This window comes from Flavobacterium keumense, assembly GCF_029866485.1.
Taxonomy (GTDB): Bacteria; Bacteroidota; Bacteroidia; order Flavobacteriales; family Flavobacteriaceae; genus Flavobacterium; species Flavobacterium keumense.
Genome location: NZ_CP092332.1, coordinates 2,239,824 through 2,256,596, shown reverse-complemented (window position 1 = coordinate 2,256,596; position 16,773 = coordinate 2,239,824). Strand labels below are relative to the sequence as shown.

At 33.1% G+C, this 16,773-nt stretch carries 13 protein-coding genes and 1 CRISPR repeat array (1 of these 14 cut by a window edge); of the genes, 6 read left to right on the top strand and 7 right to left on the bottom strand.

The genetic code is table 11. The annotated features are described in order from the left end of the window. Positions 1 to 102: 102 nt before the first annotated feature. The 5 genes from MG292_RS10045 to MG292_RS10025 are packed head-to-tail and all read right to left on the bottom strand — an operon-like array spanning position 103 to position 5,871. Positions 103 to 1,056, bottom strand: a complete 954-nt coding sequence (locus MG292_RS10045; RefSeq protein ID WP_264532864.1) for a Fic family protein — start codon at positions 1,054 to 1,056, stop codon at positions 103 to 105. Positions 1,057 to 1,116: 60 nt separating this feature from the next. Then, on the bottom strand, positions 1,117 to 2,901 hold the full coding sequence (locus tag MG292_RS10040) for a chloride channel protein (RefSeq protein WP_264532865.1): 1,785 nt from the start codon (positions 2,899 to 2,901) through the stop codon (positions 1,117 to 1,119). A 31-nt stretch (positions 2,902 to 2,932) separates the two neighbouring features. Further along, positions 2,933 to 3,598 carry a DNA alkylation repair protein gene (locus MG292_RS10035; RefSeq protein ID WP_264532866.1) on the bottom strand — a complete coding sequence of 222 codons (666 nt, stop codon included), beginning with the start codon at positions 3,596 to 3,598 and terminating at the stop codon, positions 2,933 to 2,935. 9 nt (positions 3,599 to 3,607) lie between these two features. Further along, positions 3,608 to 5,290, bottom strand: coding sequence for a gamma-glutamyltransferase (ggt, locus tag MG292_RS10030; RefSeq protein ID WP_264532867.1), 1,683 nt, complete (start codon positions 5,288 to 5,290; stop codon positions 3,608 to 3,610). After that, entirely contained in the window at positions 5,287 to 5,871 is a 585-nt protein-coding gene (locus tag MG292_RS10025) for an acyl carrier protein phosphodiesterase (protein WP_264532868.1), read from the bottom strand. The genes ggt and MG292_RS10025 overlap by 4 nt, the downstream gene beginning before the upstream one ends. A gap of 151 nt (positions 5,872 to 6,022) precedes the next feature. Between MG292_RS10025 and glmM the strand changes: the two genes are divergently transcribed. Further along, positions 6,023 to 7,411: a phosphoglucosamine mutase gene (glmM, locus tag MG292_RS10020; protein WP_264532869.1), complete on the top strand. Its 1,389-nt coding sequence runs from the start codon at positions 6,023 to 6,025 to the stop codon at positions 7,409 to 7,411. Between the two features lie 53 nt (positions 7,412 to 7,464). On the opposite strand, the gene MG292_RS10015 is transcribed toward glmM, so the two are convergent. Next, positions 7,465 to 8,334, bottom strand: a complete 870-nt coding sequence (locus MG292_RS10015) for a lysophospholipid acyltransferase family protein (protein WP_264532870.1) — start codon at positions 8,332 to 8,334, stop codon at positions 7,465 to 7,467. A 110-nt stretch (positions 8,335 to 8,444) separates the two neighbouring features. Here MG292_RS10015 and MG292_RS10010 point away from each other — a divergent pair, with 110 nt between their 5' ends. Beyond that, positions 8,445 to 9,083, top strand: a complete 639-nt coding sequence (locus MG292_RS10010; protein WP_264532871.1) for a rhomboid family intramembrane serine protease — start codon at positions 8,445 to 8,447, stop codon at positions 9,081 to 9,083. A gap of 345 nt (positions 9,084 to 9,428) precedes the next feature. Beyond that, a complete protein-coding gene (locus MG292_RS10005; RefSeq protein WP_264532872.1) occupies positions 9,429 to 10,127 on the top strand; it encodes an IS1 family transposase in 699 nt (232 codons plus the stop codon). Here the strand turns inward: MG292_RS10005 and MG292_RS10000 are convergent. After that, complete coding sequence (locus MG292_RS10000) at positions 10,122 to 11,369, bottom strand: site-specific integrase (RefSeq protein WP_264532873.1); 1,248 nt, start codon at positions 11,367 to 11,369, stop codon at positions 10,122 to 10,124. The two genes, MG292_RS10005 and MG292_RS10000, sit on opposite strands and share 6 nt — an antisense overlap. 679 nt (positions 11,370 to 12,048) lie before the next feature. Here MG292_RS10000 and cas9 point away from each other — a divergent pair. Genes cas9 through MG292_RS09985 form a run of 3 tightly spaced genes read left to right on the top strand, consistent with a single transcriptional unit; the run spans position 12,049 to position 16,066 of the window. Continuing rightward, a complete protein-coding gene (gene cas9 / locus MG292_RS09995; protein WP_264532874.1) occupies positions 12,049 to 15,513 on the top strand; it encodes a type II CRISPR RNA-guided endonuclease Cas9 in 3,465 nt (1,154 codons plus the stop codon). Positions 15,514 to 15,558: 45 nt separating this feature from the next. Then, entirely contained in the window at positions 15,559 to 15,804 is a 246-nt protein-coding gene (locus MG292_RS09990; RefSeq protein ID WP_264532875.1) for a ribbon-helix-helix domain-containing protein, read from the top strand. Next, entirely contained in the window at positions 15,791 to 16,066 is a 276-nt protein-coding gene (locus MG292_RS09985; protein WP_264532876.1) for a type II toxin-antitoxin system RelE/ParE family toxin, read from the top strand. The genes MG292_RS09990 and MG292_RS09985 overlap by 14 nt, the downstream gene beginning before the upstream one ends. 82 nt (positions 16,067 to 16,148) lie before the next feature. Then, a CRISPR array of direct repeats spans positions 16,149 to 16,773; the repeat unit is 36 nt; unit sequence GTTGTGGTTTGATTAAAGATTAGAAAACACGATATT; it runs 72 nt beyond the window's last position.

Below are 16,773 nucleotides of genomic sequence, written 5' to 3'. Positions count from 1 at the left end.
AATTTTTGCAAAAAAACAAAGTTACCATTTTGATTGATTCTTTTGGTATAACAGTGTAGAAGTTTATGTTAAAATGATTTATAAAAAAAACGCTAATTTATCTTAGCGTTTACGTTTTCTGTTGATAATGTAAGATTCAATGGCTTCTTTTGTAGTTAGCCAATTGCGTCCTTCTTTGTATGCATCAATCTTACCTGTTCTAGCTAATAAGCTGATATATTCCTGACCATAAGGCATGTTAGTTTCTTGAACCAAATTAGAAATTTCAACATATTCAGTGTTGTTGTCTGGTAATGCATTGATGTAAATGTTCAAAGTGCGCTCTAACGACTGGCACATTAAAAGCGTTAATTTTTGATAATTACCGTTGTTGGCTTGGTTGAGGGCTTCATAATATTTCTTGCGGTCATTTTTTAGAATTATCGCAGGTGGAAAGCCATTTCGCATTAATAGTAAATTCATTGACAAACGAACGGTTCTTCCATTACCATCAAAAAAAGGATGAATCCAAACTAATTTATGATGAAAAATAGTTGCTAATTCAATATCATTCAATTGCAAAGGATTGGTGTTTATAAAATCAATCAATTCATCGAGTAAATCAGCTACTTTGTTAGCATTCGGAGACGTGAAATTTGCTCCAGTAATGCGCACGCCGCCATTACGAATACGACCAGCAAAATCATCTTCAATAGAACGTAGAACCAAACCGTGTAAGGATAAAATATCAATACTTCGTAGCTTGTAATTATCTTCAATTATGGAATACAAATAATCAATGGCTTTATCGTGATTATGGGTTTCAAAATGTTCTCGAAGTGATTTCCCTTTTACGGTGATTCCTTCTTGCAAAACCATTTGTGTTTCACGCAAGCTCATGGTATTACCTTCGATGCTATTGGAATTGTATGTCCATTCTATAGAGAGACTTTCTTTAATTTTATTCAATGCAATAGCCGGCAGCGGTCTGCTAGATTGCAAATGCTGTTTTTTTTGATACAATCTTTCAAAAGTAGATTGTAAATCTTCTCGGTATGACAAATCGATTTTCCACATAACACCACAAAGATACTTTTTATTATCGGATAATAAAAAAACATTCTATCCGATAGTAAATTATTCTATGGTCATCGATTTTAGTTTGGTGCGATAAGCCTCTAAGACAAGTGATTTAGAGATAAATCCGTAGTATTTATTGTTTTTAAGTACCGGTAAGAAGGCCATTTTCGTTTCCTCAAATTTATTCATAACTACTTCCATACTATCTTCTGGAGTAATAATTTGTTTGGGAGCAGTCATAATTTCTTTAATTAGGGTGTACTTCACTCGGTAGGTATTGAAAATAATTTCTTTGATGTCATTGAAATAGACTACACCAACTAATTCATTTTCCAAATTCACCACTGGGAAAACAACTTGCGTAGAATTTGAAATTAAGTCCACTAATTTATCCAAATTTTCATTCGGTGAAACAGTTAAATAATCCGTTTGAATGATGGAATTAGTATCCAAAGTTGATAATACATTAGCATCTTTGTTACTGGTAAAGGCGTGACCTTTCTTGGCTAAATTCTTTACATCCATGGAATGTTTTTCGAAACGTTTCGAGATAGCAAAGCTTATAGAGGAAACAATCATCAAAGGAATCATTAGGTTATAACCACCCGTAATTTCAGCAATCAAGAAAATAGCGGTTAAAGGGGCATGAAACAAACCACTTAATATACCAGCCATTCCTACTAAGGTGAAATTGCTAATGGGTAATTTGGATAGGCCAATAAGGTTAATTAATTTTGAAAAGAAAAAACCAACATACGACCCTAAAAATAGGGAAGGAGCAAAGTTACCTCCATTACCTCCACTACCAATAGTTAAACCCGAAGCAAAAGCTTTAAGCATCATCGTACAACCTACAAAGAGTAAAAGTACCCAACTATTGTTTCTAAACCCACTAAACAAGGTGTCTTCTAATAATTGTCCAGGATCACTTTCAGATAAAATTCGGATACTTTCATATCCTTCGCCAAAAAGAGTAGGAAATACGTAAATTAAAATAGCTAAAAGGGTAGAACCAAAAAGGGCTTTTTTGTAAGAGCCTAATTTTAAACGACTGAAAAAATGTTCTACTCGTTGAAAATTTCGAGAATAATAAATAGAAATTAAGCCCGTGAACACACCTAAAAACGCATAAAACGGAATATTATGATAGTTAAAATCTTCTTGCTGTTTGAACGAAAGTAAAATACTCTCATCCAACACAATTACAGAAACCAAGGCACCCGTAGCAGCAGCAATCATAATGGGTGTGAAGGCCGAAATACTCACATCTACTAATAGCACTTCGATAGCAAATAAAACTCCGGCAATAGGTGCATTAAAAGCGGCTGCGATACCAGCAGCAACGCCACATCCGATAAGCAAGGTTCTATCTTTATAGCTTAATCGGTATTTTTGAGCATAATTAGATCCAAAGGCAGCACCTGTAATTACAATAGGACTTTCTAGCCCGGCAGACCCTCCCATACCAACGGTTAACGAGCTGGTAATAATTTGCGCATACATTTGTTTTCTTGGGATAATACTGGCTTTTTTGGCCACCGCATACAAGATTTGGGAAGTTCCTTTTTGAATGGTGCCACTTAAGAATTTTTTGATTACAAAAACGGTTAATAGAATCCCGATGATAGGTAAGAAACTATTAAAAAAGCCTAATTTAAGAATACGGCTGACATACGTAGCAAAAGTGAATACCCAGTGAGCAAAAGCTTTTAGCATAATTACAGCAAATGCCGCCGATATACCAACAAGTACTGCTGATAGAAAGATGAATTGCTTATCGCCTAATTTTGATCTTGACCAAGCGATAGTTTGTTCTATTTTACGTAAAGCCTTCTTTAGCATCAGATGATTTTTTCAGCTCGCTAAATTACAATTAAATATTTTTTAAAGCTTCTTTTTTACTCAAAGGCTTTAAGTTCGATTGCAATACAAATTGCCGAACGGCTTCTGGTTCAGTCTTGGCATATTCTCGAAGCGCCCAACCAATTGCTTTCCGAATAAAAAAATCATTGGAATGACTGTGTTTTAAGCATAATGATTGCAATAGTTTGAAATCAGTTTGTGATTTGTAGCCAAGTTGGAATAAAATAACACTTCGGTTTAACCACATATTCTCTGAATTAGAAAACCGTTTCACAACAGTGGGGATTTCAGATGGGAATTGTTGCAAATAAGCACCAAGCATGAATTTTGAAATCGTATCTACGCTATCCCACCAAGAATTGGTAATCAAAAATTGTTCAATCCAAATGATGTCTTCAACTACATATTGGTTCTTAAGGGTATTAATAATGATTTCAATGCCGCAATATTGAAGTTCACGTTCTTTTTTTAAAAACAGCTCCCAACCAATCACTCTTGCATTGTTATTAATTTCAGTTGAGTGTTTTTTGCAAACGGATTTAAAAACAGCTCTTCTTTCGTCTGTTTTGATTCCAAAAAACGGAAATAAATCTTTCATATATTTTGCCATAGGCAAAGCATTTTCTGAATGCTGCTTGGTCTTGAATTCATTTTCTAATTCGGTAATAAAATTCATAAGTAGTAATTAAAATCCAACAGCTGTATCGTCTCCTCTAAAATCTGCACCACCTTCTAGTTTTCCATTAGGTAAAACCAAAATAGCATCTACTTTGCCAAGTACTGGAGTTGTTTTTTCGTTGATTAAATAGGATTTCGATTTTAAAATTTCTAAAGTTTTTGTATCAAAAGCTTTTGGTTCAAATGTAATTAAATCGGGCAACCATTGATGGTGAAATCGGGGTGCATTGACCGCTTCCTGCATGCTTAAATTGTATTCGTACACATTTAGAATTGTTTGTAAAACAGATGTAATAATTGTAGAACCTCCTGGCGAACCCACCACCATAAATAATTTTCCATTTTTCTCTACAATTGTAGGAGTCATAGAACTCAACATTCGTTTTTGAGGGGCGATGCTGTTAGCCTCATTACCAATCAATCCAAATAGATTCGGCTCTCCTGGTTTAGCACTAAAATCGTCCATTTCGTTATTCAAGAAAAAGCCTAATTCGTCGCAATAATACTTGGAACCAAATGCGTCATTAATAGTGGTTGTAGCGGCAACTGCATTCCCAAAAGAATCTACAATAGAATAATGAGTGGTTTCTGTACTTTCACTATAAGTTACTTTACCTTCTTTTATATCGGAGGATAAAGAAGCTTTATTTAAATTAAAATTGGACATTCTGTCTTTAAGGTAATTCGCATCCATTAATTCTTTCAGTGGAATTCTTACAAAATCAGGATCGCCTAAAAAGTAACTTCTATCAGCATAGGCTCTTCTTTCGGCTTCCACAATTACTTGAATCGCTTCGGGAGAATTATGTCCCATTGCTGCCAAATCAAAAGAAGAAATCATTGTCATGATTTGTGCCAAGCAAATCCCGCCACTACTTGGGGGAGCCATGGATATTATTTTCAAATCTTTGTATCCAAATTCAAGTGTATTTCTCCATTTGGCTTCGTATTGTGCTAAATCTTTTTTGGTAATAATAGCCCCAATTTTTTTAAAATAACGAATTAATTTACCTGCGGTTTGTCCTCTATAAAACTCATTTTTACCATTCTTTGCAATACGTTTCAGTGTTTCGGCTAAAGCAGGGTATTTGATGGTGTCATTTTCTTTGAAGACAGTGGCAAATTTGGTCGTGTTTCCATTGGCCTTAATGATAGACTCTCGGTACGTATTCAAACTTTTTTCTTGTTTTTTAGTAACAATAACCCCTTTCTCTGCTAATTCGATTACGGGTTTCATAATTTCCGACATCGGTAACGAACCTAATTTTTCATGCACAGCAAAAACTCCTGCAATTGTCCCAGGCACTCCAATAGCTAAAGGTGATTCGGTACTTTTTCCCTTTATTATTTTTCCATTTTTGTCTAAGAACATATTTTTTGTCGCAGCCAATGGTGCTTTTTCGCGGTAGTCCAAGGCACCTGTTTTTCCATTGGCTTTACGATAGACCATAAATCCACCCCCACCGATGTTCCCAGCATAGGGGTAGGCTACTGCCAAAGCCAATTCGGTAGCCACCATAGCATCAAAGGCGTTGCCCCCTTTTTGTAGAATTGCAGTACCTATTTTAGAAGCTTCTTCACGAGCGGATACCACCATGGCTTTGTCGGCTATTAAACCCGTTTGTGCAGATCCAAAAAAGGATAGAAAAAAAAGTACGATTAGGCTACAATATTTTTGCTGTAATTTCATAATTGGGCTAATTTATCTTTTGAAAATAGTTGTACTTCATCATAAAAAAGTGAAAATTCCGTTTCATACTCATCATAGTAAGTAATAAGTTCTTCGGTTGCAAATCGCATCAAAGATTGGTTTTTGGTACGGTGATCCATTTGAGTCAAAATTCGTTCTAAACCCGATATGGATTCATAACTTACTAACCAATTGTATTCCATCATATAAGGCAAAACATTTTGCGTTTTGGTAGTCAAAAGTGAATGATTGTCTAACAAGGATTGGTAAAAAGTGTTGGCATAAAGATCTAAATTTTCAGGGTGATAATCGGGCCAGTTTTTAGCTAAAAAATGGTCGTAATACATATCAACAATAACTCCAGCGTAGTGATGGTAACGTGAATGAAGTCTTTTAGTACTTTGTCTGAAAATCGGATGCGCATCAGTATAGGTGTCAATTGCGCGATGCAACAAAATTCCTTTTTGAATCGCTGGAGGAAAATTTTCATATTGTTTTCCTCGAACTCCATCAGCCATGAAATTGCCAATTTTAATGAATTCGTTTTCTCCAGAAAGATGAATATGAGCAAGAAAATTCATAGCGTTTTTTAAGTTGTTGCTTTCCAAATATACAAAGTTCAGTTTATAAAAGATTTCCAATTTTGATAAAAACTTATCCAATATATCGTTTTGCTAAACGCGAACTTTTATATTTGTATTTCTAAACAAAAAATTTAATTTTCAGATACAGATGACTTTAATAAAATCGATTTCAGGAATTCGAGGAACAATCGGAGGTAAAGTAGGAGATAACCTGACTCCAGTTGACGCAGTAAAATTTGCTTCGGCGTATGGGACTTGGTTGAAAAATTATTCGGGCAAAGATAAATTGTCAGTGGTAATTGGTCGTGATGCTAGAATTTCGGGACCAATGATTCATAATTTAGTAGTGAATACTTTGGTTGGACTTGGAATTGATGTGATTGATTTAGGATTGTCAACTACACCTACAGTAGAGGTAGCAGTACCTTTAGAAAAAGCAGACGGAGGAATTATATTGACCGCCTCTCATAATCCAAAACAATGGAATGCCTTGAAGTTATTGAACGAAAAGGGCGAATTTTTAAGTGGAGTAGAAGGAGAGAAAATCTTAGAAATTGCTGAAGCAGAAGCTTTTGATTTTTCAGATGTAGATTCGCTAGGAACTATCGTGGAAAATGATGCCTATATGGACATTCATATTGATGAGGTATTGAATTTGTCTTTAGTGGATGTAGCTGCTGTAAAAGCGGCTCAGTTCAAAGTAGTAGTCGACGGAGTTAATTCTTCTGGCGGAATTATTATTCCAAAATTATTAGAGTTAATGGGGGTTGAAGTAGTGAAACTATACTGCGAGCCTAACGGACATTTTCCGCACAATCCAGAACCGCTGAAAGAGCATTTGACTGCTATTTCAGAATTGGTTGTCAAAGAAAAAGCGCACCTTGGAATTGTAGTAGATCCTGATGTAGATCGTTTGGCTTTCATTTCTGAAGATGGCGAAATGTTTGGCGAAGAATATACTTTGGTGGCTTGTGCCGATTACGTATTGAGTAAAACTCCTGGTAACACCGTTTCGAATATGTCTTCGTCTCGTGCTTTACGTGATGTGACCAATGCCCATAAGGGGAGCTATGAAGCAAGTGCCGTGGGAGAAGTGAATGTTGTGGAGTTGATGAAAAAGAATAAGGCGGTTATTGGTGGTGAAGGAAATGGCGGAATAATTTATCCAGAATTGCATTATGGACGCGATAGTTTAGTTGGAGTCGCTTTGTTTTTAACACATTTGGCTAACAAAAAAATGACGGTTTCAGCTTTACGTGCTTCATATCCTGAATATTATATGAGCAAAAATAAAATCGAGTTAACCCCTCAAATTGATGTAGATGCCATTTTAGTTGCCATGACTGATAAATATAAAAATGAAGACATTACGACGATTGACGGAGTGAAAATTGATTTTGCTACCGAATGGGTGCATTTGAGAAAGTCTAATACAGAACCTATTATCAGAATCTATACCGAAGCTCCTTCACAACAAGAAGCAGATGTTTTAGCATTACGAATCATTGACGAAATAAAAGTAATTGCTGGAATTTAATCGGATTACTATTTCAAATAAAAATCCCCTTTCTTTTTAGAAAAGGGATTTTTTTATTTACGATGTTTCCATCTTTTATGTGTCCAAAAATAATATTCGGGTGCTTCAAGTATTTGTTTTTCAACTTCCTTGAGGTAGGTGTCTGTGATTTCATAGTCAGGAATTGTTCTTGGATGCTCACATATTGGCACAAATGTGGCTTCATAAAACCCTCGCTTTACCTTTTTTACTTTAGCAAAAACCACTTCTAAGTCGTATCTTTTTGCAAGCATCTCGGCACCAGTATGAACGGGTACTTCTATTCCCATAAATTGTTGCCAATGAAACGTTTTATGAACTTGAGGGGACTGGTCGCTAGCTAATCCATACATTCCCATGATTCCCTTTTCTTGATTTTCAGCTATTAAAGCAATAGTTTTATCAGTAGCAACTAATTCAGAATTGAATTTAGATCGAATATTGCGAATGAGTTTGTCAAAATACGGATTGTTTATTTTTTTATAAACACCGATGCATTTGAATGATGTACTTTCATTGATGGATAATAGCCATTCCCAACTGGCATAGTGGGAAGCCAATAATATGATACTTTTATTCTTTTGTTCGTATTCTTTTACTACTTCAATATTGGTTATTTTGAATCGCTTTTTCATTTCTTCAGTTGAAATGGACATTGTTTTAATCATTTCCAAAAACATGTCACACATATGACGATAGAATTTTTTTTCTATTTTCAAACGTTCCGATTCTGACAGATTAGGTAGTGCTATTAAAATATTGTGTCGTACTATTTTTTTTCTGTATCCAATAATATAGTAGATTAGTACATAAATTCCATCTGAAAACCAATAAAATAATTTAAACGGTAATTTGGAAATAAGCCAAAGAAATGGAAAACTAATAATATAAATCAAAAATTGCATGTAGTTATTTTTGACAAATATAATTCAAAATAATCTTGGATTATATAGTAAAACATTAACAACTTCAATTAAGCTGATTTACTATATTTACTTACACAAAAATGAAGTATATGAATTTGATTCTAGTAGTAATCATTACGGTTACGGTTTTGTTAAGTTATAGAGGGTTTAATGATCTCTCATTTTTTAGAAAATATGAGTTTCATGTTAGTAGTATTCAGCGTGGCGAACAAATACGAATGATTTCATCTGGGTTTTTACATGTTGATTTTACTCATTTACTGTTCAATATGTTGACATTGTATTTTTTTGCTCCTTTAGTTTTAGCTTATTTGGGAAATTGGACTTTTGCGATAATTTATCTTGGAAGTTTGATTTTTGGAAATCTATTGACTTATATTTTTAATAAAGATAACTATAGCTATCGTGCCGTGGGTGCTTCGGGTGCAGTGACAGGAGTGTTGTATTCTGCAATTATGTTGCAACCAGATATGATGCTAGGGCTGTTTTTTGTTATTCCCATTCCAGCGTATCTTTTTGGTATTTTGTACTTGTTGTATTCCATTTACGGAATGAAATCGCAGAGCGATAACATTGGACATTCGGCACATTTTGGAGGAGCTGTTGGGGGGTATGTAATTACGTTAATCAAACAACCACAATTAATAGTAGAACATAGTTTGATGGTTGTTTTATTGACGATTCCTATTATTGTACTTTTTATCATGCAGCGACTAAGGAAGTTATAAAATAAGTCCCAAATTAAATTGGGACTTTTTTGTGGAAAAAAGGGGAGTTATTTCGAACTATTTTAATTCAGATTTGAAACTTTTACAATATTTAAATCATCAGCAAAAAGTGGACTGATTTAATTCAAAACTAGGAGAGTGTTTTCAAAATCTTTAAATTTGGATTATAGACTAAATATTCTCTTAGGAAAAATCCAATTTAGTGGTAATGTATCAAAATTAGTGATGACTCCAAATCAATAAGTTACTATATTGATAATCAATGTTTAAGTTAATTTATTTTACAAAAGGAGAGGCTGTATGTCTCTCCTTTTGTATATTTTATTATCGCTTAAATCTTTTAAAATGGCTTTTTATCAGTCCTCGTGTATCAAAATTAGTGATACTAAAATTTGTCCTCATTGTACTGCTCCTACACTTATTAAAAATGGGTTTACTGCTAACCGAAAACAACAATTTTATTGTAAAACGTGTACAAAACGGTGTATTGATTTTTATACAAGCAAGGGATGTAGTAAAGAAATTAATGCCCATATCATAATGCTTATTAAAGAGGGTATGGGAATTAGAAGTATGGCTCGAGTTTTATGTATTTCTACCACCACTTTACTAAAACGTATAGTATTTATTGCCAAAGGAGTGCAATCGCCACCGATTTATTCTGGTCAAATCTATGAAGTAGATGAAATGAGGACTTTTTTAAGGCATAAAGGCAAGGTAATTTGGATTGTATATGCTTTAGATAGAGTCAATAAAAATGTAATCAGTTTTGCTGTTGGTTCAAGAACCAAGAAAACACTCAATCAAGTTATCAAAACCGTAGTACTTTCCAATCCCAAACGAATTTATACTGATGGGTTGATTCACTACAAATTTTTAATTCACAACACTATTCATAAAGTTACCCGCTTTGGAACCAATAGAATTGAAAGAAAAAATCTGAGCCTCCGTACTCAATTAAAACGCCTCAATAGAAGGTCAATTTGTTTTTCTAAAAGTTTGCTTGTACTCAGTGCAGTGCTAAGGATTTATTTTTGGTTATGATTGTGCGCTTGTTTTAGTCATAGTTAAGTTCATTGTCAACTTGTCTTTGAGTATTTTCATGTCCTCGCTTACTTTTCTGTCTAATACCTTGGCATAGTGCTGGGTGGTGCGTAGGTTTTTGTGTCCTAGCATTTTGCTCACGCTTTCTATGGGTACGCCGTTTGTTAGGGTTACGGTTGTCGCAAAGGTATGTCTGGCAATGTGAAAGGTGAGTTCTTTGTTGATCTCGCATACAGCGGCTATTTCTTTTAAGTAGGCGTTCATCTTCTGGTTGGATAGAATAGGGAGGAGCTTTTCCTCGTTGTTGCTCTGTGGGTGGTTTTCGTATTTGTCGATGATCATTTGCGTTACAGGGAGTATGGGAATTTTTGAGGCGCTTTCTGTTTTTTGGCGGTGCGTGGAAATCCATTTTTCGCCATCGATACCTATTATAATATTGGCAGGTGTTAGATTGAATACATCGATATAAGCTAGCCCAGTAAAACAACTGAATAAAAACAGGTCTTTTACTAGTTCTAATCGTTTGATTTGGAATTTTTTATTTAATAGTGCTTCTATTTCAGTTTCGGTTAAATAGGTTCTTTCTACTTCTTTGACTCTTCCGTCGTAGTTTAAGAAAGGATCTCTGTCTAACCATCCGTTTTTGTAACATTGTTTGACAATTTTTCCAAAGTTTCGAATGTATTTAATAGTCGAATTGTTGTTGCAATTTTTAGTATTTCTTAAATAGAAGTCAAAATTATTAATGAAGGCAAGATCTATCCGGTTAATGGAAATATCATTAATAGCATACTGGGTTTTTAAAAACTCTTTTGTGTGCGTTAGGGTAGTTTCGTATTTTTTGTAGGTGTTTATAGAGAACTCTTTGTTGATTAGCTCTTTCATTCTCTTGTTGTGCTCCTGGAATATTAGAATTATTTTATGCTGTTTTTCTTCTATACCTAATAGCTTGTTTTTAAATGTTTGGGCATTAATTTCAAGATTGTTGTTTACCATCCATTTTTCGGCTTCGTACACTTTTGCTTTAAGGATGTCGAGGTAACTATTTATTAATCTGGCTTCTTCTGAGCTGCCTTTGATTTTTCCTGCACTTGTGTTCCATTTGGCTTTTTCTATAAATTTAGAAGTGCTCATTTCGATTCGTTCACCGTTAACTGTGATTCGTTGATAGATTGGGAGTAATCCGTTTTTGGATGTTTTAGCTGCTTTGGCATAAAACAGGGTTGAGATTTTGTGTTTCATTTGTGGTCACCTTTTTTGTTATTCAAATTAGAATTTTAGCCACTTTTTGTCAAGATGTTCATCTTCTGAACAGCTTGCCAGTGTTGGGCTAGCGAGAAATTCGGTTACCTTTTTTTCTTGGATTTTAGGGTACCCGAATTTATCACCTACACATTGTGATTTAATGCATAATTTGAATAGTAGCCAAAATGAAAAAGCCTGTAAATCATAGGATTTACAGGCTTTTAGCTTTTTTTGAAATAGTTTCAGTGGAGAATAGAGGAGTTGTCTCGAACTTTTTTAATTCAGATTTGAGACTTTTGCAAAAAAAATGACCCTAATTTTTTTAGAGTCATTGGTTCAACTTAGTTGTCTATTCAGACCAAAAAATAAAATCTTTAGTTGATGAAATAGAAGATATTATAGACTATTTGAGTACATAAAAAAACCTCAAGATTTCTCTTGAGGTCATTGATATAAAAAAAGATTAAAATTATTTAGTTGTATTATTCTAAGATTTAAGAACTATAAAAAAATAAAAAGTCCCACCGAAGCAGGACTAAAGATTTTCATCTACGGCATATAGCCTTATTGTGATAAGATTAAAGATTAGAAATTTTAATCACTAACAAATTTATAAAAAAAAATATAAAGCAACATTTTTTTTTAATTAAATTAGCTAAACCAAATCTTACATACAATGACAAAAATATTAGGACTAGACTTAGGAACAAATTCAATAGGATGGGCATTAATCGATGATGCTCAAAATAAAATTTTAGATGTAGGAAGTCGAATTTTCCCAATGGGAGTTGAAAACCTTGGAGAAGGTGTAGGAAGAGAAATTTCTAAAAACGCTGGAAGAACAAGGGCAAGAGGAGTAAGACGTCAATTTTTTAGAAGAAAACTAAGAAAGAAAGTGCTGTTAAAAGCACTTTCTGAAAATAAAATGTGCCCAATGGTTGCAAGTGATTTTGAAGATTGGAAGAAGACCAAAGAGTTACCATCTGATAAATTAGCAAATTGGTTTGCTTTAAATCCATATGAATTAAGACAAAAAGCTTTAAATGAAACATTATCTTTAGAAGAAATTGGTAGAATATTGTATCATTTAATTCAAAGACGAGGTTTTTTAAGTAATAGCAGAAAAGGAGGAAATGATGATGGCGCTATTTTTAAAGGAAATCCAAAAGAAGGAAAAATTGGGATAACAGAAACTCAAGAGAGTATTCAAGATAAAACTTTGGGATCCTATTTGTTTGAAATTTATCCAAAAGAAAATCAACCTTTTCAAGATGGTTTGGAACGAATTAGAAACCGATACACTACTCGTAAAATGTACGTAGATGAATTTGAATTGATATGGGACAAACAAGCTCAATATCATTCGGAATTAACGTATGAGTTAAAAACTAAATTTGGTGGAAGAAAATTAGACGGCTACAAAGAAGATGGTATATTATTTCATCAACGACCTTTACGTTCGCAAAAACATTTAGTAGGTAATTGTTCATTTGAAACAACCAAAACCAAGTGTCCAATAAGTGCAATTCCTTTTGAACAATTTAGAGTATGGCAATGGGTAAATACAGTTGAATACAACGGAAAAAAAATTACGCAAGACGAAAAAAAGAAAATCGCGGAATTTTTGTATGCCAATGAAAAGCCAGACTTCAAAAAAATTAGAAAAGTAATTGGAAAAGAAAGTGCCGAGTTCAAATTCAATTATAAAGATGACGATAAAATAGTAGGAACTCATACCATTTCTAATCTATCAAGTAAAAAGTATTTCGGTAAAAAATGGTTTGAGTTTACAGAAAAGGAGCAAGAAGATATTTGGCATGTTTTGTATTTTTTTGATAGCAAATCAAACCTAAAAAAATATGCTCTAGAAGAATGGAATTTTACTGAAGAACAAGCAGAAGCTATTTCAAAATTCAATGTTAAAGATGGTTATGCTAGTTTAAGTAGAAAAGCCATTTCTAATATTTTACCTTTTCTAAAATTAGGTTTTACGTATGATGTGGCGGTTGTACTAGGTGGAATAAAAAATGTACTTGGTGCTGATTGGGAAAAATTATCTGATGAGAAAAGAAACTTCCTTATTGATAATGTTGAAGGAATTGTACGTTCTAAAAACAAAGGTGGTTTTATTGAAACCATAAAAGATATTCTTAGAAACGATTATAATATTTCTGAGCATCAATTACGAAGATTATATCATCATTCTGCCACAATTGATGTAACTGAATTAGTAGAAAAATTACCTTTAGGAAAAGATGCCGATAAGGAAATTCAACAAATAAAAAACCCTATCGTAATCACAGCCTTGTTTGAATTACGAAAATTAGTCAACGAACTAATTGACGAACATGGAAAAATTGACGAAATAAAAGTAGAAATGGCTCGCGATTTAAAAATTTCGAAATCGCAACGTAGTAAAATAAGAAAAGAACAAAATAGATTAGAACGTGAAAATGATAGAGTAAAAGCAAGACTTTTAGAAGAAGGACAAAGGATTACTCACGACAATATTTTACTTTATAAGCTATGGGAAGAATGTAAAAGGACTTGTCCATATACAGGTAAACCAATTTCGGTAACACAGTTGTTTTCAGGCGAAGTGCAAATTGAACACATTCATCCGTGGAGTAGATCTTTAAACGATAGTTTTTCAAATAAAACATTGTGTTTTGCCGATGAAAACCGTAAAAAAGGAAATAAAACGCCTTTTGAATTTTATGGAAATGATGAAGCGAATTGGGCTGCGATAAAAGAAAGAGCGTTGAAATTGTTTTCATTTACAAAAGAATATCCAGATTCATATAATAAGTTCAAGCGATTTGTTAAACAAAGTTTTGATGATGATTTTTCTTCTCGACAATTGAATGACACACGCTATATCAGTAAAGAAGCTAAAAACTATCTTTCTAAAATTTGCAAAAATGTAATGGTTTCTCCAGGACAAGCGACTTCAAATTTGAGACAAAAATGGGGGCTAAACCATATTTTGAACGATGAAAATGCTAAAACTAGAGAAGATCACCGTCATCATGCTATTGATGCTTTGGTAATGGCTTGTACTAAACTGTCTTATGTACAGGAATTATCGAAGTGGAACCGATACAATAAAACTTATGAAATGAAAAATTTCCCTTTGCCATGGGAAAATTTTAATTATGATGCCGAAAAAGCTGTTGAAAAAATACTAGTATCGCATAAAAGAGTGGCTAACGATATTACCATTAGAACCAAAACCGTTGAAAAAAACGGCAAAAAACATACTAATTTAGGTGTTGCGGCTAGAGGGCAGTTACATTTAGAAACTGTTTATGGGCAAAATAAGAATTGTAAATCAGATGAATATGTTTATAGAGTTGATATAAATAATTTAAGTTTTTCTCAATTAACCAGCATAGTCGATTTGAATTTGAAACAAGTAATTTTAAATAAAATTTTCAAAAAATTAGAGCTGACAGAAATTGAATTTTTTAATATGATGAATTCAAAAGTTAAGAATTTAGATAAAAATCAACAGAAGAGGATTAAAGAGAAAATTGATAAAATATTAAAAGAAACATCATTCTTTATGCCAAATGAAGGAAAAAGATATGCAAGACTTAATAAAGTTGAGCCAAGTGATATAGAAAGAGTTCCAGTCCCAATTAAAAAAGTAAGAATTAAAAAAGTATTAGGAAAAGCTGAAAGAGTTAATGATAAAATTAATCAGTTTGTTGATCCTAATAAAAATCATCATGTCTTAATTTATAAAGATGAAAAAGGAAACCTTAAAGAAGATGTAGTTACTTTCTGGACTGTGGTAGAACGCAAACGAACAGGTCAAGCTGCGTATCAATTACCAGTTGACGGAAAAGAGATTGTAACTACCTTACACATTAACGATATGTTTTTATTAGGTTTAAACGAAGACGAAATTAATTGGGAAAACCCAGATTACGAAATGTTGAAAGAGCATTTGTATAGAGTTCAAAAATTGTCTTCTAAGTTTTATGAATTTAGACAAAGCTCGCAAGCATCAATTCAAAATAATTTCCAACCATTTTATATCAGAATTCAAAGTTTTGGTGATGGAAAAACAGGTTGGGACACATTCAATCCAATCAAAGTAAAAATATCTGTTACAGGAAAAATACAAAAGTTGTAAAATTTGTTTATTTGGTGTATATTTACACCACTTAATAAAAATATCATGGCACGACAAAGTATTACCCTAGCCAACCAAAACGATGAATGGTTAAAAGAACAAGTAGCTAAGGAAGAATTTACCAGTAAAAGTGAAGCGGTAAATTATTTAATCAAGCAAGCCCGCGAGCGGGAGGCATATCATGAATATGTTCAAATGAAAATAGATCGGGGTTTAAATAGTGGATTTAGCACAAAATCTAAAGAGGAACTTTTTGAAGAAATAAAAAAGCGTTTCAATGTATCATTATAAATTATCTATTGAGGCAGAGGGCGACATTATTAGAATATTTGAATATGGTCTTGGGCAATTTGGAGCTTTACAAGCATCAAAATATTATGATGCTCTATATGAATGTTTCAATAAAATAGCCTCTAATCCTTTTATGTTTCCTGCAAACACCAAGTATAATAAAATTGATAGATTTTGTGTTTGTGGTGTGGATACTATATATTTCAATGTTAAAGGTGATGAAATTGAAATTATCACAATTATTGGTAGACAAGATTTTTAAAGTTCATTGACATACAATTTTCATATTCTTAAACAGCCAAACCATAACGGAAAATCTTCCGATTTTCTGCAACGGATTTTCATTTGTGGTTCGATTAAAGATTAGAAAACACGATATTTAGTTATGCTGATACTCAAATGAACCACAACGTTGTGGTTTGATTAAAGATTAGAAAACACGATATTTTAGGACAAATTGAAGTTAAAATACAAAACGTTGTGGTTTGATTAAAGATTAGAAAACACGATATTACTTGTTTGGTCGTTGTATTTAAATTGCTCGTTGTGGTTTGATTAAAGATTAGAAAACACGATATTATCTGTTGTTGGTGCTTGCTGTGCAAATACGTTGTGGTTTGATTAAAGATTAGAAAACACGATATTAACAGGTTAATGTATGGAAATTACGTGGATGTTGTGGTTTGATTAAAGATTAGAAAACACGATATTTGTCTTAAATACAATTACAAATATTTGTTTGTTGTGGTTTGATTAAAGATTAGAAAACACGATATTAGCTGTATTTCCTTTGGCGACATCTTCATTGTTGTGGTTTGATTAAAGATTAGAAAACACGATATTTACACAGAAAGAAAAGACGGAGTACAACCGGTTGTGGTTTGATTAAAGATTAGAAAACACGATATTTAGTGATTTGTTTTAATTGGTTAACGATACGTTGTGGTTTGATTAAAGATTAGAAAACAC